This window comes from Companilactobacillus nuruki (assembly GCF_002872255.1).
Taxonomy (GTDB): Bacteria; Bacillota; Bacilli; order Lactobacillales; family Lactobacillaceae; genus Companilactobacillus; species Companilactobacillus nuruki.
In genome coordinates, this window is the sequence record NZ_NIPR01000022.1 from 1 (window position 1) to 21849 (window position 21849).

Below are 21849 nucleotides of genomic sequence, written 5' to 3' on the forward strand. Positions count from 1 at the left end.
AAATAAAAAAGATAAAAAGTAGTGCCTATGGATATCGTAGTTGGAACAACTTTACTGAACGTATAAATATTCAAATGTTTTGGCTTCGAGCAAGCTCATCAGCTAAATAAAAAAACAGCTAGACCATTTATGGTCTAACTGTTAACTTGAACCGCCATCAACTTGATTTGACGAACAGCCAAATTAAAATTGTTTTGATTTCTTTTTATAAACGCAGAAAAAACATAACTTACCATTTCTTAATTTAATTACTATATTTTGTTAATCTAACAACATCACGAACAATCATCAATTCCTCATCTGTAGGAACGACAAGAACCTGAACCGTAGAATCCTTAGTACTAATCAATCGAGTACCATGACCCTTCTCGTTAGCTTCTTTATCAATTTTTATACCCATATAATTAAAACTATTGGTAATGTCAGCGCGAATTTCAGCATTTTGAGCGCCAGTGCCAGCTGTAAAAATCAAAACATCCGCTCCACCCAATAGGGCTATATAAGAGCCAATATACTTAACTATTCGATTAATATAAATTCTAATAGCCAGATCAGAACGATCATTTTCTTTTCTAGTGGCTAAAAGATCCCTCATATCTGGTGAAACTCCAGAAATACCTAACAATCCTGATTTAGTATTAAGAATCTTAACCATTTCAGTTGGATCGGTAATTTTCATTTTTTGCATTAAATAAGCCACAAGTGAAGGATCAATATCACCTGAGCGTGTACTCATCGTAATACCAGCTAAGGGCGTAAATCCCATTGAAGTATCCACTGACTCGCCATCTTCAATTGCGGCAATTGAAGCACCACTTCCAAGATGACAAGAAATAATCTTCAAATCATTCAAAGGTTTATGCAAATAATTTGCAGCGGCTTGTGAGACATATCTATGACTAGTTCCATGGGCGCCAAACTTACGAACACCATATTTTTCGTAATATTCGTAAGGAATACTATATAAGTAATTAACTGGGTCCATTGTCTGATGAAAGGCTGTATCAAATACCGCCACTTGAGGCACATCAGGCAACACTTTTTCAAAGGCTTCAATCCCAGCAGCTTGACCTGGATTATGCAATGGAGCAAATTCAGAAAGATTTCTAATTTGCTGAATTACACGTGGCGTGACTACAGCGGAATCCTTAAAGATACTTCCACCAGCAACTACCCGATGACCAACACCAGAGATTTCGTTATAGTTATTAATAATCTTTAAATCAATTAATTTATCAAGCATTTTATTGACAGCAGTAATATGATCTGGAATATCACCCATCTCACTAATCTTCTTACCATCAAACTCGACTTCAAAAACAGAGTCTGATAAACCTAATCGATCTACCATCCCTTTAGCAATAACTTTTTCATCAGGTACTGTATATAGTTTCCACTTCAATGTAGAGCTACCAGAATTAACGGCCATGATTTTAGACATTTAATCTCACCTAACCTTTAAAATTTTTAGCCCAGTCTTGCAACTGGTCCTTAAACCCTTCGAATAACTTTGGATTATTGGTATCTGGTATTGTGCCCATCAGAACATTTCCAATTTGTTTTGCATTATCACCATGTTTTTGAAGAACTACAATTGCCTTTTGTGCTTCCTTTGATGCAAATAAAGTAGCAGGTAAATCCAAAACGGCTTGCAAATAAACACTTGAAACCATCCACTCGGATAATTTCTTAGCTTGATCAGTCTGGAAAATTTGTGAAGGTACAATGAATATACCGATTCCACCATCATTTAAATTATTCATTGTCTGTTCAATTAATAAATGATGTGCATATGAATGACCCTCATCTGACTTTGTTTTAAAATTTTTGGCATTATCATCAATTGGATAATAACCAACTGGTAAATCTGCTACTGCCAAATCAATATCAGTAATATCCCAATCAGCAATACTATCTTGATGATAGGCATCCAAATTGAGATTCATAACTTCACTAAACGATTTTGACAATGCAACTAAAGTATCATCATTATCTAAAGCAGCTGCATTAATTTTAAACTTCTCAGTCATACTCAACTGTTCAATAACCTCAATCAGTAAATTACCTGTTCCAACAGTTGGATCAACAATATTCACATTTTTCTTATCTTGAACATTTAGTATCTCATAAGCAATTAAGCTTGCTATTAAACCAATTGCATCAGGAGTCATCAGTTTATTGACCTCTGACTTATCATCCTTTTGCGCCTTGATAATAGAAACAGTGATTGATTGCTTTAACTGTAAAGGCGTTAAGTTTAAATTTTTTAATTCTTTGTAAATAGACTCCAACTTAGCGACCGTTTCCTTATTTGGAACGTCATTTTCAACATAAACTTTTCCATCGGAAATATTAGTTAATGTTTCAGCAAGTGAATCAATGTTACTTACTTTCAAAGACTTCTTCAATAAAGAATTGGCCTCATTTAGCTTATCAAAATATGATTGCATATCTTTTTCTGACATGGTTAACCTCTTTGCTTAATAATAAAATTTTAACGTTGAAACCGATTTTATTCAAGGATTCCTATATTCACAATAGTTTATTTTATTACTTTTACTATAAATTTTGTTAATTTGTTGCTTATATATCTTATCTAATTGCTGGTAATCTCTAATTTGTTCAACAATATACGAATTACTATAACCAACAACCATAATTGCGACCGACAATAATAATATGCTATTCAAAAAAATTGTCCCTTTACGCCTCTTAATTTCCATCAGCAAATGTCAGGTACATTTCAGATGTTTGCTTATTACTATTCACTGTTGTAATCATAACTAAATTTGGAAATTTTTCAATCTTAATTTTTCTTAAATTAGTCATTATTGGCTCCTGTCCTCTTTGATCGGCAAATCTTATCCTTAACGTGTAATCATTATTTCCATTTCTATACGTTTCTATAACTCTTTTTTTATTATCTTTTGGATTAATAAAAATAATCTTACTTGAATCATACGAAACTATTTGACTATCTTTTAAATCCGCTTGCAACTTTTCTTGGGTTATATGCCAACGCAATTGGTCTCGAAAAGTAGTATTTTGAATTGATTTTAAGAGCAAAAGTGACTGTTGCAGAATCCCTAATGTCATAATTGTTACCATCAAGGCAATTACAGCCTCATACAGGGCAAAACCATCCCGCTTATTTTTCCATTTCATAAACGTCCTTACCCACACTGACTTGATAACCACTTTGATTTTCTTTAAAAGAATATTGCTTATTTTTAATCGTAACGACTTTCGGAAAATTATTTTTCTCCAAATTCATCAATATTATTTTATGGGCATTTACCCGTTGTTCCCATTGATTAAGCAATTTAAATTGTTCGTTGACACAATACGTCAATGTTGAAATGATCAAAATTGAAATTGCAAATGCGGTTATTGATTCGATTAGAACAAATCCTTCACGTTTTTTCAACAATTTCACCCCATCCCAATTGAATTTTGTACGTATACGTCTTATTGGTTAATTGTGAATTAAAAATAATTGTTGCTGGTGCCGCTTGCCCTGAGTTCCCAATTGTATATCCATTTTCAAATTTAACGATAGACAAAGTTTTGGGAAATTTTACTTTTTTGATAATAGCTTTGTTAAGATCTTTAGAACCATTACCCACAGCATTGAAACTTATTATATTTTCTGTTTTATCAACATAGATCTTTAAAGCCATTTTATTCAAATAACAATAATTAAATGAACTTTTAAAAGTATTTTTGAAACTTTCAATTGCCTGTTTTTCTTCGACTTGTGCATGGTAATCCTTCAAATTAATTGTAGAAATTATTATTAGTGAACAAAATATTGTTAGACTGATAACTGTTTCTAATAATGTAAAAGCCTTTCTACTTTGAATCATTTAACAATACCAATAAATCGGTATCCTTATTTATTTTTAATTTCTCAGCTCTTTTATACTGTGCCTCGGTAATATATTTTTCCCTTTTTAATACATCTATCGTAATTGTTTTACCATCACCGTTATTTTCATCATATAATCCAGCTTGAGTTACTAACGTTGTTTTAAAAGCCTCTTGAGACTTTTTATCCGCATGATCTTTTTGAATCGCTAAATTTGGAATCATAATCAACAATAACAAGGAGATAATAAACAAAACAATAACCATTTCAATTAACGTAAATGCTTTTCTCTTTTTCATTAGGACATTCCTTTCATCATTCCATAAATTGGCAATAAAATTATTAGATAAGTTACTACAATGACAATTGCAATAACACCAAAAAGTAAAGGTTGAATCGAATTTAAAATTTTTTTCAATAATTTTTGAGTTTCTTCAAATTTCAATTCTGACATTAAAAGTAAATCTTCCGCTAACTGAAGACCGCTTTCACCTGACTGTAAAACAACTCTCAATTGATTTGGAAGTAACGGTTCTTTTTCAATTAAATAAAATACATCATCTCCATTTATAATTGCCTTAACAAACTTATTTGCTAAATAATTTTGTATAGAGCCTCTCTGGAACTGTTTATTTGATTCACAAACATCAAATAAATTCATTCCACTGGCCAACTGCATTCCCAATCCTTGTAAAAGCAAAAATTGATAGAAGCAAAGATATATTTTTCCAATAAGAGGTACTTTCACAAGAACTCTAGCCTTTTGATACTCTGTTTTTCTATTAACTTTGACGAAAAAAACAATGATGATACTTGCCGATACCAAAACAGCCAATATTAACATCTTTAAAAATAAATCAATATTCTTCCCACCTGTAGTTAAAGCCAACTGAGGGATGATATATACTTTCATCCCTATCAACATGACCGTTAAAAAAAATAAAATGAAACACGGATATATCAATAATTCCTTTAATTTATTTCGTTGTTTGGCTTGGCTTTTCAATAGAATCCCAGTTTGTTCTAAAGCTAATTCAAATTTTCCATGGTCTTGAGCTATTGCTAATTGATTGAATATCACTGTTGGCAACTGTAGATGAAGTAATGCTTGTGAAATTGTTTTACCTGCTCTCAAATCAGCATTGATCTTTTCAAAAATAGAATTTTTCCCATCTAATAGGCACAGGCAATTAATTGACTGACTTAGTGAAAATCCATTTCTTAACAACTTACTGATAATTGTTAAATAATCTGCTTGTTGAGAAAAATTGATTTTTTTATCCGTAAATAAATTCTTCGTAAATTTCATCATTTATTCTACCCGCCCGAAATGATTCTTGAATCATATTTTTCCAATTATCATCTTTTACATTCTTATCTAAGAATTCTGTTATATCTTTACTGTCCATTACATCCACGAATAACTGTAACTTAGTAATTGTTGGTACTAGTCTTTGATAAGAAATACAATTAACTGCATTTAAAATTTCAGTATCGTCTATTCCAAATTGATGTAATCGTTGGATAATTGAATACTTTGATTTCCCATGTATTGTAGTCATAACGGTATATCCACAAATAGCAGCCTGTACTGCTTGTTTGGCCGTTTTACTATCACGTATCTCACCGATTATTAAAACCTCTGGTCGATGTCTTAGACTTGTTTTAATTAACTCCTCATACGTCATACCAGCTTCTGAATTAACCTGAAGCTGTAAAAAGTTTTCTTCAGCTATTTCAATTGGGTCTTCAATACACATTATCTTTTTATTCCAACTTAACTGACGTCCCAAGGCATACATCAATGAAGTCTTACCGGAGCCCATCGGACCAGAAAAAAGCATCATTCCTTTTCTTCTTGCCAATGGCAAAAAACGATCCAAAATATCCTTATCGATCGTTTCACCTAATTCTTGTGGATAAATTAGACGCACGACCATCGATTCTCGATTCTTAAAATCACCCACCGAAGATATTCTAATAAAGATATTTCGATTCTGAAAAATAAAATTAAATGAACCTTTTTGTGAACGACGCCGTTCCGACACATCAAGTCCCGCATTGAATTTCAAATAATTCATAATTGCAAAAGTTTCCTCGCCAGTAATATCGGCCACTGTATAACTCTGTAACGAATTTCTAGCTTCTAAGTGATAGAAATTATTTCTTGGAAAAAAATATATATCAGATATTTTATTAATACATGCTTCTGTTAAGAGATTATTAACCATCGTTTCTGCAGTCATTTTTATTCCTCCTTCAGAAAAATTACGCAAAAAAAAATAGGCCATGGACAAATTGCCCATAGTCTACTTTTTATTTATTCTTCTTCATCTGCAGCAGCAGTATAAACTTCAGAAACATCTTCATCATCTTCCAATTGGTCGATCATGTGTTCAAATTGTTCCTTCTTTTCTTCTGGTACTGGAGTTGTGTTTTGTGGAATCATTGTTAGTTCTGAATCAGCTAATTCATAACCCTTTTCAATCAAACCATCACGTACGGCACCAAAGTCTTTAGCTTCAGTATAGATTTCATATGCATCATCTGACGTTTGAAGATCATCCGCACCAAGATCCATGATATCCATCAAAACTGTATCTTCATCTTGAGTATTCTTTGTACGATCTAAAACAAGATAGCCTTTACGATCGAACATATATGCAACTGAACCGCTTGAGCCCATGCTTCCTCCGTTACGAGTAAATGCAACACGTACGGCAGAAGCAGTTCTATTCTTGTTATCTGTTAAAGTTTTAACTAAAACCGCAACTCCACCTGGAGCATAGCCTTCGTATGTAACTTCATCATAATGTTCTTCACTGCCACCCTCAGCTTTTTTAAGGGCACGCTTGATATTGTCCTTAGGCATATTGGCTGCACGAGCTTTATCTACTATCAAACGAAGGGCAGCATTATCGTTAGGATCGGCACCACCCGATTTAGCTGCCATGAATAACTCACGAGACAGCTTTTGGAAGATTTTACCACGTTTAGCATCTTGGGCACCTTTTCTACCTTGGATGTTATGCCATTTTGAATGTCCTGACATTTCTGTTTCCTTCTTTCATGATTATTGTAAACCGCATATTATTTTATCAAAACAATTGCGTTATTTCAATGTTTCAAAAAGAAATAAACCATTTATTATCTCTAATAACAAAGTTTTTTGATATCGATTACATGAAATCAGTAAATATCTTAAATTTTAGAATTATTTTTTTCTTTATACCTAGATACCAAATATAAAATAAGCACAATCATTAGCGCCCCAGTTAAAGCACCAGTACTATCTAGTATCACATCAACAACTGCGGGTGTTCTACCACCAGTCATGCCCTGATGAAATTCATCAAAAGCTGCTAATCCAGTGGCGGTCATCCAAGGAATAAAAATTCTCAAAAAATTATTATTTTTAAAATATACATATAGCGCTAAACACAGAAATATTCCCAGAATCATATAGATTCCAAAGTGGGCGCCTTTTCTAATAAAAAACTCAACAAAGTGATAATAACCATCATTTTCAATCGATTGAGTTTTCCCACCATAATTGAAGCTAATACTTTTTAATGTATCACTCATTGGTTTCCTAGATAAATATTTCTCTAGAAAAGGAACTGAAGTTTGTTGCTTATAGGTCATTGATGAACTATAAAACAAAATTAGCTCAATCAAGATGACTCCACTCCAGAACCATTTAATATTTTTCTTTAAAGTATTTTCCATAATTAATCATCCCATTTTACTGTGGAATTTAATTTTTTAGCATCTTCAAAATATCCTGAATAATATGACGAATTAATTGCCCAATAATAAATTATTGTTGAAAAAACGATTATCACAACAAAATCCAAAGGATATTTAATCAAATCAATACCGCCAAAACTTTTATTACCTAACCATGAAATAATTGCCAGTCCTGACAAATGTAGTATCAACCATAAACTAGCATAGAATTTCTCTTTAAACTCCTTGAAACCACGTCGAAAGTCATAAATAAAATAAATTGGCAATCCAATAATAATAATAACGATCACCTCAACTGTTGTTGGGAACATCGACCAATAAATCGCTAAACTAATTAAATCAAAAACCACTGGAGCCAAAATATTCATATGTGAAATTTTCGTTGGTCGTTTAAAATCGGGTCCCATTCTTCTTAAACTGCCAGCCACAACTGGTCCAGATAATAAAGATATTAATGTAGATGCAGCTACAACTCGTGACAATAAGGCCCAATTTTTAAACATTAGAATTAGGATAAAGCTTACTACAAAATCAACTAATAAAGCTATCCGTGGCGTATTATAACTGTTATTTGTATTACTCAAAAATTTTGGCAAGTGCTTATTCTTAGGCATTGAAGATAATGATTTACTTGCTGATGCTGAAAAAGCAATTCCACTACCAATAGGTGAAATAAAAGCCGTGAAATAAATCAACGTAGATAACCAATAAACATTTAAGAGAATCGCTAAATCAGCAAATGGCGAATTGAAGTTAATTTGTGACCAGCCTGAACTAAAACTAGATTTAGGCAAAGCGCCAATAAAAACAATTTGTAGTGCAATATAAATTATTGCACTTACCAACAAAGATAAAATAATTCCACGTCTTATATTAACTGCTGGTTTAATAATATCATTTCCCAAATTAATGACTGTCTGAAAGGCTACATAAGAATAAATTATTCCCGCACTGCCAATTGCTACAAAGACAGAAGATGTCCCATTAGGCATAAATTGATGAAGGCTGGTTCCCATGTTACTTATGTCAAAGTGAGCTGAAATTAAAACTATCATAGTAATAATTGGAACAATAATTTTAAAGATAGAAATAAAGTTATTAAATTTAGCCATAATAGTTACTGACCAATAATTAATTAAAGTGAAAACCAATAGTAAGACGGTCGCCATTATAATTCCGCTACCTGATAGTTGCCCATTTTCCATAAATCCATGCGTCCATTGCGCCCATTTCCAAGGCCACGTACTCATATACTGTGTCGAGGCTACCGCTTCAATCGGTAAAATTGCCAACAATGATAACCAATTAGCCCATGAAAAAACATGACCCAACAGTGAACCGTGAGTATACATAGTAAAACGACTCATTGCTCCATCTTCTGGAAACATAGTACCAATTTCCACATAAACCATTGCTATCATTGCTACTAAAATTGCTCCCAAAATCCAAGCTATTATCGCTGCTGGGCCAGCTATTTTGGCTGCCTGGCTTGAGCCAAACATCCAACCCGAACCAATAATCGCGCTAAGACCAAACATGACCGTTGAAAACAAACTTAATTTCTTATCCCTCATAAAACCACCAATCTATTTTTTACTAATAAAAAATAGCCCCTATTATAGAGGCTATTATTAAATCTACTTTAAATTAGGTTACTCTACAGTAACACTTTTAGCAAGATTACGTGGTTTATCAACATCGTTACCACGGGCCAAACTTGCATAGTATGCGATCAATTGGGCAGGTACGACACTAATAATCGGTGACATTAATTCATCAATTTCTGGAATTACGATTTGATCATTTGCTTCTGCATATTTTTGACTAGCAATTACCAAAACATGTGCTCCACGAGCCTCAACCTCTTGAATATTTCCTCGAGTATGACTAGCACCAGCGCCATCATTGATATAAGCAAGAACTGGAGTATTTTTCTCAATTAGAGCAATGGTTCCATGTTTCAATTCCCCAGCAGCAAAACCTTCAGCATGAATATAAGAGATTTCCTTCAATTTTAAAGCAGCTTCTAATGATAAAGCATAATCAATTCCGCGACCGATATAAAAGGCATCTCTTTGATCAGTTAAATAATCAGCCGTCAAAGTTTTAATTCTTTCTTTTTCATCAACGATGGTTTGAATCCCATTAGCAGCTAAAGCCAACTGTTTCTTTAAATCAAAGTCTTTAGCGGCAGGTACTTTTTTAGCATCTCCTAAAGCCTTTGCCAATACTGATTCAACAGCAATCTGGGCTGTATATGCTTTAGTTGATGCAACAGCAATTTCAGGGCCAGCAAGTAATTCCATTGTAAAGGTTGCCTCTCTTGAAAGAGTTGAATTAGCAACATTGGTCATAGTCAAGCTTGGTAAATTCATTTCATTTACTTTAACCAAAACTTGGCGACTATCAGCAGTCTCACCACTTTGTGACAAGAAGATAAAGAATGGATGCTGTGATAGTTTTGGCATATGATAACCAAATTCACTACCAAGTTCAACATCGACTGGAATATCAGCCACCCTTTCAAAAATATTCTTGCCGACTAAACCTGCGTGATAACTTGTTCCTGCAGCAACAATGTATAAACGATCCGCTTTTTTTAATTCATCAAGCAAGTCTTTTTCAACATTCAAACTACCATCGATATTAATATAGTTTTGAGAAATCTTTCTCATTACATTTGGTTGCTCATCAATTTCCTTAAGCATGTAATGATCATATGTCCCTTTAGAAATATCACTAGCATCAATATTTACTGTATATGGATCTCTTGAAACTGGTGTTCCATCAAGTTTACTGATTTGAACAGAATTCTTTTCAAGGATAACAACCTCGCCATCATGAATTTCTACAAATTGATCAGTTTGATCAAGCATAGCCATGGCATCAGAACAAATGACATTGAATCCATCACCTAATCCAATTAATAAAGGACTCTTATTTTTAGCAACAAAGATACGATCTGGCTGTTCTTTATCGACCATAGCGAAAGCATATGAACCCTCTATCAAACTAAGAGATTTTCTAAATGCAGCTTCTCCATCCATTCCTTCTTTAGCAAAATGATCAACTAATTGAACTGCAACCTCAGTATCTGTTTGACTCTTAAAATCAACATCTTGTAAATATTTTATTTTAAGTTCTTCAAAATTTGTTAAAACACCGTTATGTACTAGGTAAAAACGATTATCTGCTGAGAAATGAGGATGAGCGTTTTCTACTGTTGGTTTACCATGAGTAGCCCATCTTGTATGTCCAATCCCAACTAATCCTTGAACATCTGTTGAAACAGCATCTTCAAGTTTACTGATCTTTCCAACTTCTTTTACTAAGAAATCTTTACCATTTTCATTATTTACATAAATACCAGCCGAATCATAACCACGGTATTCAAGTTTTTCCAATCCATTTAATAAGATATCAGTAGTTTTATTATTTCCAATTACTCCAACAATTCCACACATAGTAAGTCAAGCCTTCCTAAAATTGGTATAGTTCATTTATTTTTATTGGTATAGTTCGTTGAGTGTCACTTTTGCGCCTTGCGACAATGACTAGAATACTAATTATATGTTTTTTTGTCAAGAGAATATAAACTTTTTTAATAAATGGTATAGTTGGTACATACCGATATTCATAACTTGGTATAGATCAAGTTGATAATATTGTAAGCGCAGAACAAAATAGAGCTAGTAATCAAGGTACGATTACTAGCTCTATTTAAGATAATTTTAAAAGGTCGAGCATATTTATTCTACTTTTTCCTTTTAAACTAATTTAATTCATTTTTTACAACTTCTACAATTTGGTCACAATACTTGTTAACTTTTTCCTCAGTTGCTGCCTCACACATAACACGCAACAAAGCTTGCGTACCACTAGGACGAACTAATACGCGTCCATCGCCATCCATTTCATCTTCAACAGTCTTAATAACGTCAAGAATTGGTTGATGTTGATCCCATGATTCTTTATCTGCAACAGGTACATTAACTAGCTTCTGTGGATAAACTTTGACTGGTGCACCTAATTCAGCCAAACTCTTGCCACTTTCCTTCATAACGTGTAACAAGTGGATCCCTGTAAGCATACCGTCACCAGTATTCATATATTCATATAGAACAACATGTCCTGATTGTTCGCCACCGATATTATAATTATTCTCACGAATTTCCTCGACAACATGACGATCGCCGACAGCAGTTTGGACTGATTTCATTCCGTTAGCTTCAATGGCTTTGTATAAACCAAGATTACTCATAACAGTTGTTACAATAGTATCCTTCTTTAAACGACCACCATCATGAAGGTATTTACCCAAAATGAACATGATCTTATCACCATCAACGATATTACCATCAGCATCAACCGCTATACAACGATCTCCATCACCATCAAAAGCCAATCCAGCAACAGCATCTGAATCCTTAACACGTTGTGCTAATTGCTCTGGATGTGTTGATCCAACATTTTTATTGATATTAATTCCATCTGGATGAGAAGCCATGATTTCAAAATCAACACCCAAGTCAGCAAATAACGTACTTGCCAAACGACTTGTTGATCCATTAGCCGTATCTAAAACAATCTTTATTCCGCTTAAATCATCTGACAAAGTTTGTTTCAAGAATTGAAGATACTTTTGAGCACCTTCTGGATAATCAGAAACGCTACCTAATCCCTCAGCTGAAGGTCTTGGCAAAGTATCTTCTTTAGCATCCAATAATTCTTCAATTTCTTCTTCAACATCATCTGGTAATTTATATCCATCTGAACCAAAGAACTTGATTCCGTTATCTTCAGCAGGATTATGTGATGCAGAAATCATAATACCGGCATCGGCTGAAACGGCACGAATTAAATATGCTACAGCTGGAGTAGTAATTACATCAAGATTTAAAACCTCAATACCTACTGAAAGCAATCCAGAAATTAAACTTGATTGTAACATTTGTCCTGAGATACGTGTATCCCTAGCCACTAAAACACGAGGACGTGCTTCACTGTTTTCAGAATGTTGCGTTAAAACATATCCTCCAAAGCGTCCTAGTTTAAAAGCTAATTCAGGACTTAATTCCTTATTTGCAATTCCTCTTACTCCATCTGTTCCAAAATATTTTGTCATGAAAACTTACCCCCAGCGTATTATTCGCTATCATTATTGTTACTTGTCGAATTATTATTCGATGAATTTGTATTATTAGTACTGCCATTAGTGGTTGAATCATTAGTATTGCCACTAGTTGACGTACTTGTCGAGCTACCTGTATTTATTGTCACATCAATGTTAGTTGGATCGGTAAAGGCCACTTTATTTCCCAAAGCATCAGCTAAATCAATTGACTTTTTGGTATTTCCGGTAACATCAGATACATCTATTGGAATATCAACAGAATCATTGATGGCATCCATTTGCGACTGTGTACCAAAAATTCTAATGCTTTTCACATCAGATTCAAATGTGAAATTCGTATCGTTTGAATCTCCTTTTTGCTTCAAGTTGATGCTTACTTGCTTACTTTGAATCGTAATAGGAATTTTGACGTGAACCGTTTGTGGATTCAATGTAACATTTACTGTTTTACCATTTTTATCGAGTGCTTGCACTAAAACTTCTTGATCGAATGTGGACTTTATTCCTTTAGGTAAAATTGGTTTAACAATTACCTTATTAATTTTTTCAATTTCCGAAGCTGCACCAGTAACGGTCACAGTATCAGGAGAAACCTCTGTTTTTCCTGCTTCATATCCAGTTGCCAATGATTCTTTATTGTAATCAATATCCACCGCAAACTTCTTAGTTTCTCGTCTCTGAATATTTACAGTGACATATTTCGGCTTAATAGTATAAGTTAATTCACTATTTAAACCTGATTCCTTAATTTGTACTCGATGTTGTCCAATTGATAAATCTTTCAAATTCAAATATAAATTAAAGTTTTGTGTATTCTTAGTTGCGGTAACCAAAGCAGATGGTCCCTCGATCGTTACTTTAACATTTTGAGGATAACCAGTTATATAGTACTTATCCACATCAGCCTGTAATTGCAGAGGAACCGTTAAAGTTGCCTTTTTAGTTACGGTCGACGTATTAGATTGATTTGAATCTCGGGTTGATCCTACTCCAGGTGTACTTACAAAGAAAAATAACCACAAAGCACAGCAAAGAGCGATAAATGCATAAAAATAATTACTATTAATTATCTTTTTCATTTTGATCTCCCTTCTTTCTGCCTATCTTGAAGAAGTCCAATAATGAATGATTTTCATTTTCATTTGGATCCTTCAATTGTGCATGAAGATATTTTAGATAATCTTCACGAGAAAGATCAAGCATCATATGACCATTACGGGTAATCATGACGCCCCCTGTTTCCTCAGATACAACAATTGTTATCGCATCAGTAACTTCACTGATACCAACTGCTGCTCTGTGACGAGTACCCAATTCCTTAGGAATAGTATTGCTTTCTGATAATGGCAAGTAAGCTGCAGCAACCGATATACGATTATTACGAACGATCACTGCCCCATCGTGCAATGGCGTATTAGGGATAAAGATGTTAATCAACAACGCCCCTGTAACTTCAGCATCCAAATCAATACCAGTTTCAACATACTCTTCCAAACCGGTATTCATTTCCAAAGTTATTAAAGCACCAATTCGACGCTTACTCATATATTGAATCGCTTGATCAAGACTTTCAATCAAATGATTCTTAGTCTTACCTTCTTCGTTACTAGTTGAACTAAATAGTGGCATCCGCCCAAGATGTTCTAGACCTCGACGAATCTCCGGTTGAAAAATTATTACAATAACAATAATTCCCCAATTAATTAGTTGATCCATCAAAAAGGAAACTGTATGTAAATTTAAGGCCCAACTGACTATCTTTATACCAAAAATTATTACAATTCCCTTTAAGAGTTGTACCGCCTTAGTTCCTCGTAACATCGACAGAACTTTATATAAAAAATACCAGACCACTAGGATATCAACCAAGTTAGCCAAATTCTGCCATGTAAAAATATTGCTTGGTATAAAATTCATTTTTCTAGCTCCTTAGCAGTTCGAACTAATTATAACAAACAATAAAAATTATAAAAGTTCACAATATTTTGTGTACTATTCAACATCTATGTTCATAACTTCTTCACTATAATTAATATTTTGTCTCAATTCATTAGCAGTTAATTTACTAATTTTGCCTTGTTCCAACATATCCTGAACAAAAGCTCGTTGATAGCTTAAAGCCTTAACCTCCAAGGCCATTCGATCACTATTGAACTGTGGTGATCGGCCACGATATCTGCCCTGTAAAAGCTCCAGCCTGTCTTCATAATGTCTTTGAAAAATATATATTAAATTATCTGCAAATTCATCATTATCTGATTGATTCAATTCTTGTAATTTGGTCAAGGCTCGTTTGGCCCCAGCAATTGAAATTTTAATTGAATCTTGATTCATTTGTTTAATACCATCAGATTTAACAGAACGATAAATCCAACGTTTAATCTGTAAATAAGTTCTTCTTAAATATCCAAGAAAGAACTCTACCGTAGCATTGTATCGACGATGTACGATTTCCTTTTTATACTTAGCAATTTTTCTAGTTGCAATATCATAGGAATCACTTGAAATTTCATTGTTTTCATATAATTCTTCAATGGCTTCCAATTCACAGTTAAAGCAAATATCCCATAATTCAGCATCCTTTTTGCCCTTAACACGACGTTTACTAATCTGATGAGTTAATACCTGAGAGTTACGATTTTGAGTACCTAAATTTCTAATATCATATAGATATTCAGCAATGACAGAGGAATAGACCGCCGTATCACCCTCATCCATCTCAGCTCTGAGCTTTTTAATCGTTTTTTCAAGGATTAATCGGCTGGCCTCATTTTGAGTGAATTCAACCGTTGTTGTGCTTTCTCCCTCATTATCATCATTCAAACTTTCGTCTGAAACAAAGGTATTACCACGATAAGCAACTGGTGCACTATTTTTAGTCAATAGTGGAATTAAGATTGTAGCTCCTAACAAACTAAAAATAATCACTGCACTTGCAACAAATAATAGCAAAGTTCTAGATGGGAAAGGCGCACCACCTTTAATAGTCATTGGCAATGATAAAACACCAACCATAGTAACGGCACCACGAACCCCAGAGATTCCAGACATTAAACAATCATAAAATCTAGTTTTGGACCATAATGTAATCTTTCTATCCCCATTTTTGGAGAATGTAGAGTAAATATAGCTCCATAGAAAACGAATGACTACTAACATTATCCAAATAGCAAAAGCTAAAATTGTGGCTAAAAAGGTATTTATATTATCGTTATGAATCAATTCTTCCATTGCAAAAGGAATTTCAATTCCTAACAACACGAAGACTATTCCATTAAGAACATAAACTACCAAATCCCAAGTTCTTGAGGTAACCAATTGGATCTCTGGCGTAAAAGCACTCATATTGCGACTGGAAGAAATATTTAGAATACCAGCTATAACAACTGCAACGACACCAGAAACATCAAATACATCTTCAGCAATATAGTAAATTATAAATGGAATAATAATTTGAATTATGGCATGAAGAATCGAATCATCAACACCCTGATTAATCAAATACAATCTAATTCCATTGAATATCCAAATCATTATTGCTCCAACTAATGCGCCAATAATTGAAATATGAAAGAAATCAATTGTTGCATCTTTTAGAGAAAACATTCCTGTAACCGTAGCTGCTACACCATATTTAAAACAAATCAATCCTGATGCATCATTGATCAAGCTTTCACCACTAATCAAATGCATCAACTTATCAGGAATATGAGCTTTTTTTGCAATCGACTGTACGGCAATAGGATCAGTTGGAGACAACACAGCAACTAAAGTAAATGCCGTCGCCCAAGGCAAACTTGGAATTAAAAACTTAACAAAAACTCCGCCAACTAAAGTTGAAATAATAACTAAAACAATTGCGTTTCCCAAAATCGGCCCCTTTAGTTTCCAGAGTTCCCTTTTAGGAAAATTGTTTCCATCATTAAACAGAATTGGCGCAATAAAAGCTAATAAAAACCACTCTGTATCAACATATACCTTGACATGCATAAACAAAGCAGCCAAAATTCCGGCCGCAATTTGCAATAAACTAGGTGGAATTGATACAAAGTAGTGACTTACAATATTGGCAATAATTAAGAGTGATAGAATCAAAATAATTGATTCAAGTATTTCCACAGACAACACCTACCATTCATTTATTTTTTATTTTCTCCGATAATACGAACCTCAGTATGAAGTTCAACATCAAACTTTTCTTTAACAGTCTTCTGGATTAAATGAATCAAGTTCAAATAGTCAGTTGCTGTTGCGTGTTTAATATTAACAATGAAACCAGCATGCTTCATAGAAACTTGGGCTCCACCGATTATTTTTCCTTGCAAACCAGCCTTGATAATCAAGGGACCAGTAAAATGTCCTTTGGGACGTTTAAATACACTACCACATGATGGATACTCAAGAGGTTGTTTAGAACGCCGTAATTCATTCAAACGATCCATTTCCTCTTGAATTGTCTCTTTATTTCCACGTTTTAAAGCAAACGTAGCGCTTATAACGATGCCACCATCATCTTGAACTGTGCTATGACGATAACTAAACTCCATATCATCATGAGTTAGAGTCGTAATATGACCATCAGGTAATAATACCTCGGCCGATTCAAAAACATCTTTAATTTCGCCACCATAAGCACCAGCGTTCATAAAGACTGCTCCACCAACTGATCCAGGTATTCCAGCTGCAAACTCAATGCCAGTCAAACCCGCCTTTTGAGCAGCAATTGTAGTATTAATAATTGTAGCTCCAGCCTCTGCTGTAACCTTGGTTTCAGAAACTTCAATTTTATGAAAATTAGGTAAAATAATAACAATTCCTTGGATGCCGCCATCCTTAATAATTAAGTTGCTGGCATTACCAATAATAGTAATCGGAATTTGATTAACTCTAGCGGTGTCAACTATTTCTACTAATTCTTCACGTGTTTTAGGGAATGCCAAAACATCAGCTGGCCCTCCGGTTTTGGTGAATGTATATTTACTTAAAGGTTCATTTAATTTAAATTCAATATTAGGTAATTTTTCAACTGGAAATTTCAATATTCATCATCCTTTGAATTACTAAGACTTACGTTTAATTTTATCACATAGTTAGGTGCATAACGAACTAACTGGTATTACAAAAATGCTATAATTATTTAGAGGTGATTTTATGAAACTTATATCTTGGAATGTTAATGGATTGCGTGCTGTAGTTAAAAAGGATTTTATTGAAACTTTTAAACAATTAGATGCCGATATTTTTAGTATTCAAGAAACAAAACTTCAAGACGGACAAATTGATTTAGATCTATCTGGATACCATCAATACTTCTTTTATGCCAAGAAAAAAGGATATTCTGGAACTGCAATCTTTACCAAGCAAGAACCCCTCAATATTAAAGAAGGCTTAGGGATTGAAGAATTCGATGATGAAGGACGAACAATCACTTTAGAATTTCCTGACTTTTTCTTAATCAATAGTTATACTCCCAATTCCCAACCCAAATTAAAGAGAATCGATTATCGTATGCGTTATGACGATAAATTAAGAACATATATGCTAAGATTATCATCTGATAAACCAGTTATTCTTTGCGGTGATTTAAATGTAGCCCATGAGGAAATCGATTTAAAGAATCCTAAGACTAATCATAAGAATCCTGGTTTCTCTGATCAAGAACGTAATAAATTTACAGAATTATTAAATAGTGGTTTCATCGATAGTTTCAGATCTCTTCATCCCGCTGAGATTAAATACTCTTGGTGGAGCTACCGCTTTAATGCCCGACAAAATAATGCTGGATGGAGAATTGACTATTTTGTTGTCTCCGATAACGGTAAAGATTTAATTGATAAGGCAGATATTTTAAATGACATTTACGGATCTGATCATTGTCCAATTGAGTTAGATCTTAATATTAAAGGAGAATAATCAATGAATTTTGTTTCAATGGATTTTGAAACTGCCAATGGCAGTCGATCTAGTGCCTGTTCCTTGGCCCTAGTTTTAGTGCGTGACAGCCAGATTGTTGACAATTTCTACACATTAATTAACCCTCAGGAATACTTTAGCCCTAGAAATATTCAAATTCATCATATCAGACCTCAAGACGTTGCTGATGCTCCAACTTTTGACCAAGTCTGGCCCCATATTCAATCATTATTTGATAACAGTCACTTAGTAGCAGCTCATAATGCCAGTTTTGATAATAGTGTTCTGAAGAATACTCTGACAAATTATGGGATAATGGCACCAAAGTATTTAACTATTGATACCCTGCGTACCAGCCGCAAGTTTTTCCCACAATTTCCTAACCATAAACTAAATACGGTTTCAGAGGCACTTAATATTGACTTAAAAAATCATCATAATGCTTTGGCCGATAGTGTTGCCTGTGCTGAAATACTTATAAAAACAGAACAAGAATTTGGAACAGAACAAATAAAAAAGATGGTTAAGCTAACAAGCTAAACCATCTTTTTCATTTTAAGAGTTTTTTTATTTTTCAATTCAAGTTCAAACCCATATTTTTGATAGACATGGATTGCAGCCGAATTGTTTTCATAAACTTCTAAAACAACCTCATTCAATTGCGAATGTTGTGCCCAATCCAAGGCATCCTCCAATAAGTAGGAGGCAATTCCATTATTCCAAAAGTCCCTTTCAACTACTACACCAAACTCAGCCTTTGAGTTATCAATATTTTCTAAACGACAATAACCGATTATTTGTTCGTCAAAAATTGCTAAAATCAATTCATCAAATTCAGATTGATAAATTTCATCAAGAGAAACTTCTTCATCTGTTTTGGTAATGGTATTCAAATCCTCATAAGAAATAAAGCTACTTTGTTCACTAGCCTTTTTTAAAAAAACTAATAAATTATCAGCATCGCTAGGGATTGCCTCACGCAAACTTAATTGTTGACTCATACTAATTCCTCAAATCCACGCTTATTAAATTTAGTTCCATGGGTTTTGAAGATAACCTGACGGTCTGTATCCGACAAACGTTTAATATTAATAGACAAATGTTCTTTCGGAATTTCGTCCTTGATAAATTGAGGCCACTCAACAATGGTAATACCCTGACCGTTAAAATATTCATCAAATCCCAAGTCCTCATCTGGGCTACTTTCAAGTCGATAAGCATCCATATGATATAGCGGTACTCTCCCATCCTTATACTCCCTAATCAAAGTAAAAGTAGGACTTTTAACATTTCTCTTAATACCTAGACCACGGGCTAAGCCACGTGTTAGAGTGGTTTTACCAACTCCAAGATCGCCGTTAAGTACAATAACATCCCCAATTTTTAATAAATCAGATAATTTCTCACCTAATTTTTCAGTATCCTCATATGAATGAGTCGTTAATTGATATTCAGGCATAATTTCTCCTTAATTCTATAGTGCTAAAGCTGCGGTTAGAATTGCTGACTTGTAGACATCTTCTTCATTACAACCACGTGATAAATCAGAAATCGGTTTAGCAAGCCCTTGTAAGATAGGTCCGATAGCCTCAAAACCACCAAATCTTTGAGCAATTTTATAACCAATATTAGCTGACTGCAATTCAGGAAAAACAAAGACATTTGCATGTCCGGCAACCTTTGAACCAGGAGCCTTTTGGGCACCAACGGATGGAACAAACGCAGCATCAAACTGCAATTCACCATCCAAATCCAATTCAGGTGCCAACTCCTTAGCAATTTTAGTCGCCTCAGAAACCTTTGTAACCTCATCACTCTTAGCACTACCCTTAGTTGAAAAACTAAGCATAGCAACCTTAGGGTCAATATCAAATAGTTTTGCATCATGAGCCGTTTGCACAGCAATTTCAGCCAATTCTTGTGCATTAGGATTTATATTAATTGCACAATCAGCAAACATATAACGTTGTTCACCCTTTTGCATAATGAATGAACCACTAATACGAGAATTACCAGGAGCTGTTTTAACAATTTGTAAAGCTGGACGAACAGTATCACCGGTTGAATGGATTGCACCCGAAACCATTCCATCAGCTTTATCCATATAAACTAACATTGTTCCAAAGTAGTTATTATCTAAAAGCATTTTTTCAGCTTGTTCTTTAGTGTTTTTTCCTTTACGGCGTTCAACAAACTTTTCAACCATCAAATCAAACTCTGAATAGTTCTTAGGATCGATAATTTCAATTTTTGAAATATCGAAAGACTTTTTTGTAGAGATCTTTTCGATTTCAACTTGATTACCAATCAAAATTGGTTTAAGAATATTTTCTTTAGCTAATCGAGCGGCGGCTCCCAAAATCCTAGGTTCCTCTCCCTCAGGGAATACAATAGTTAAATTCTTTCCATCAATTTTACTTTTAAGGCTTTCAAATAAATCCATTACTTTTCCTCCGTTTCATCGGCAGATTCTGGTAATTGCCAATTGATTTCTTCTTCATTATAGTTTAAAAGCGCTTCATTTGCTTTAGAAAATGGTTTAGATCCGAAGAAACCATATCTAGCAGCAAACGGACTAGGATGCGTTGAAGAAATAATTGTATTCTTAGTTTGATCAATCAAAGGAATTTTACTTTTGGCAGAATTTCCCCAAAGAATAAAAACAACTTTCCCTCGATCTGATAAGGCCTTAATTGCATAATCCGTCAGTTGTTCCCAACCTTTTCCTTTATGAGAATTGGCTTGACCACGTCTAACGGTTAAAACAGAGTTCAATAACAAGACCCCCTGTGTTGCCCAAGACTTTAAATAACCATGATTTACTGGAGTACATCCCAAATCATCCTGTAATTCCTTATATATATTCCTTAATGACGGTGGAATTGTTATTCCAGGAGCAACGGCAAAACTACAACCAATTGCTTGATTTGGTTCATGATAAGGATCTTGCCCTAAAATAACCACCTTTGTTTTAGAAAAGGGAGTCCAATCAAAAGCCTGATAAATCTTATGCATTTCTGGATAAATAGTTTGTGTATTATATTCATTAACAAGGAATTCTCGTAAAGTTTCATAGTAAGGCTTATCAAACTCACTGTTTAAAACATCTTGCCAATCATTATTTATTAAGGTTTTCAAATTTACACCTACCTGTTTTGATATATAATTACTAAAGATATGGTAA

The 21849-nt window shown here is 33.9% G+C and carries 23 protein-coding genes; 2 read left to right on the plus strand and 21 right to left on the minus strand.

Annotation, left to right across the window (positions count from 1 at the left end; translation table 11 throughout):
• Positions 1-244 precede the first annotated feature (244 nt).
• The 17 genes from CBP76_RS06905 to murB form a co-directional block, all read right to left on the minus strand.
• Positions 245-1441, minus strand: a complete 1197-nt coding sequence (locus CBP76_RS06905) for an acetate/propionate family kinase (RefSeq protein WP_102196203.1) — start codon at positions 1439-1441, stop codon at positions 245-247.
• Positions 1442-1451: 10 nt separating this feature from the next.
• The gene (locus tag CBP76_RS06910) at positions 1452-2465 is read right to left on the minus strand and encodes a class I SAM-dependent methyltransferase (RefSeq protein ID WP_102196204.1); all 1014 of its coding nucleotides are present in this window, start codon (positions 2463-2465) and stop codon (positions 1452-1454) included.
• 247 nt (positions 2466-2712) lie between these two features.
• A complete protein-coding gene (locus CBP76_RS06915; RefSeq protein WP_102196205.1) occupies positions 2713-3165 on the minus strand; it encodes a competence type IV pilus minor pilin ComGF in 453 nt (150 codons plus the stop codon).
• On the minus strand, positions 3149-3427 hold the full coding sequence (locus tag CBP76_RS06920) for a hypothetical protein (protein WP_102196206.1): 279 nt from the start codon (positions 3425-3427) through the stop codon (positions 3149-3151). The genes CBP76_RS06915 and CBP76_RS06920 overlap by 17 nt, the downstream gene beginning before the upstream one ends.
• Positions 3414-3866, minus strand: coding sequence for a hypothetical protein (locus tag CBP76_RS06925; protein WP_102196207.1), 453 nt, complete (start codon positions 3864-3866; stop codon positions 3414-3416). The genes CBP76_RS06920 and CBP76_RS06925 overlap by 14 nt, the downstream gene beginning before the upstream one ends.
• On the minus strand, positions 3853-4167 hold the full coding sequence (gene comGC / locus CBP76_RS06930) for a competence type IV pilus major pilin ComGC (RefSeq protein ID WP_102196208.1): 315 nt from the start codon (positions 4165-4167) through the stop codon (positions 3853-3855). The genes CBP76_RS06925 and comGC overlap by 14 nt, the downstream gene beginning before the upstream one ends.
• On the minus strand, positions 4167-5180 hold the full coding sequence (locus CBP76_RS06935; protein ID WP_102196209.1) for a type II secretion system F family protein: 1014 nt from the start codon (positions 5178-5180) through the stop codon (positions 4167-4169). The genes comGC and CBP76_RS06935 overlap by 1 nt, the downstream gene beginning before the upstream one ends.
• Positions 5146-6114 carry a competence type IV pilus ATPase ComGA gene (gene comGA, locus CBP76_RS06940; protein WP_102196210.1) on the minus strand — a complete coding sequence of 323 codons (969 nt, stop codon included), beginning with the start codon at positions 6112-6114 and terminating at the stop codon, positions 5146-5148. The genes CBP76_RS06935 and comGA overlap by 35 nt, the downstream gene beginning before the upstream one ends.
• 74 nt (positions 6115-6188) lie before the next feature.
• A complete protein-coding gene (locus CBP76_RS06945) occupies positions 6189-6920 on the minus strand; it encodes a YebC/PmpR family DNA-binding transcriptional regulator (protein WP_102196211.1) in 732 nt (243 codons plus the stop codon).
• Between the two features lie 149 nt (positions 6921-7069).
• Positions 7070-7597, minus strand: coding sequence for a VanZ family protein (locus CBP76_RS06950; RefSeq protein WP_102196212.1), 528 nt, complete (start codon positions 7595-7597; stop codon positions 7070-7072).
• Between the two features lie 2 nt (positions 7598-7599).
• Entirely contained in the window at positions 7600-9192 is a 1593-nt protein-coding gene (locus CBP76_RS06955) for an APC family permease (protein WP_102196213.1), read from the minus strand.
• A gap of 78 nt (positions 9193-9270) precedes the next feature.
• Positions 9271-11082, minus strand: coding sequence for a glutamine--fructose-6-phosphate transaminase (isomerizing) (gene glmS, locus CBP76_RS06960; protein WP_102196214.1), 1812 nt, complete (start codon positions 11080-11082; stop codon positions 9271-9273).
• 308 nt (positions 11083-11390) lie between these two features.
• Complete coding sequence (gene glmM, locus CBP76_RS06965) at positions 11391-12743, minus strand: phosphoglucosamine mutase (protein WP_102196215.1); 1353 nt, start codon at positions 12741-12743, stop codon at positions 11391-11393.
• A 20-nt stretch (positions 12744-12763) separates the two neighbouring features.
• Positions 12764-13831: a CdaR family protein gene (locus CBP76_RS06970; RefSeq protein WP_102196216.1), complete on the minus strand. Its 1068-nt coding sequence runs from the start codon at positions 13829-13831 to the stop codon at positions 12764-12766.
• Positions 13815-14669: a diadenylate cyclase CdaA gene (gene cdaA, locus CBP76_RS06975; RefSeq protein ID WP_102196217.1), complete on the minus strand. Its 855-nt coding sequence runs from the start codon at positions 14667-14669 to the stop codon at positions 13815-13817. The genes CBP76_RS06970 and cdaA overlap by 17 nt, the downstream gene beginning before the upstream one ends.
• 75 nt (positions 14670-14744) lie before the next feature.
• Positions 14745-16871, minus strand: a complete 2127-nt coding sequence (locus CBP76_RS06980) for a cation:proton antiporter (protein WP_102196218.1) — start codon at positions 16869-16871, stop codon at positions 14745-14747.
• A 20-nt stretch (positions 16872-16891) separates the two neighbouring features.
• Positions 16892-17791, minus strand: coding sequence for a UDP-N-acetylmuramate dehydrogenase (gene murB, locus CBP76_RS06985; protein WP_102196219.1), 900 nt, complete (start codon positions 17789-17791; stop codon positions 16892-16894).
• Positions 17792-17903: 112 nt separating this feature from the next.
• Between murB and CBP76_RS06990 the strand changes: the two genes are divergently transcribed.
• Both CBP76_RS06990 and CBP76_RS06995 read left to right on the plus strand, forming a co-directional pair.
• Entirely contained in the window at positions 17904-18665 is a 762-nt protein-coding gene (locus CBP76_RS06990; protein ID WP_102196220.1) for an exodeoxyribonuclease III, read from the plus strand.
• 3 nt (positions 18666-18668) lie between these two features.
• Positions 18669-19205: a 3'-5' exonuclease gene (locus CBP76_RS06995; protein ID WP_102196221.1), complete on the plus strand. Its 537-nt coding sequence runs from the start codon at positions 18669-18671 to the stop codon at positions 19203-19205.
• Here CBP76_RS06995 and CBP76_RS07000 read toward each other — a convergent pair.
• Genes CBP76_RS07000 through CBP76_RS07015 form a run of 4 tightly spaced genes read right to left on the minus strand, consistent with a single transcriptional unit; the run spans position 19202 to position 21803 of the window.
• Positions 19202-19666: a GNAT family N-acetyltransferase gene (locus CBP76_RS07000; RefSeq protein WP_102196222.1), complete on the minus strand. Its 465-nt coding sequence runs from the start codon at positions 19664-19666 to the stop codon at positions 19202-19204. The two genes, CBP76_RS06995 and CBP76_RS07000, sit on opposite strands and share 4 nt — an antisense overlap.
• Complete coding sequence (tsaE, locus tag CBP76_RS07005) at positions 19663-20124, minus strand: tRNA (adenosine(37)-N6)-threonylcarbamoyltransferase complex ATPase subunit type 1 TsaE (protein ID WP_102196223.1); 462 nt, start codon at positions 20122-20124, stop codon at positions 19663-19665. The genes CBP76_RS07000 and tsaE overlap by 4 nt, the downstream gene beginning before the upstream one ends.
• Positions 20125-20139: 15 nt before the next feature.
• Positions 20140-21108, minus strand: coding sequence for a phosphate acetyltransferase (pta, locus tag CBP76_RS07010; protein WP_102196224.1), 969 nt, complete (start codon positions 21106-21108; stop codon positions 20140-20142).
• Positions 21108-21803, minus strand: a complete 696-nt coding sequence (locus CBP76_RS07015) for a uracil-DNA glycosylase (protein WP_102196225.1) — start codon at positions 21801-21803, stop codon at positions 21108-21110. The genes pta and CBP76_RS07015 overlap by 1 nt, the downstream gene beginning before the upstream one ends.
• Between the last annotated feature and the right edge of the window lie 46 nt (positions 21804-21849).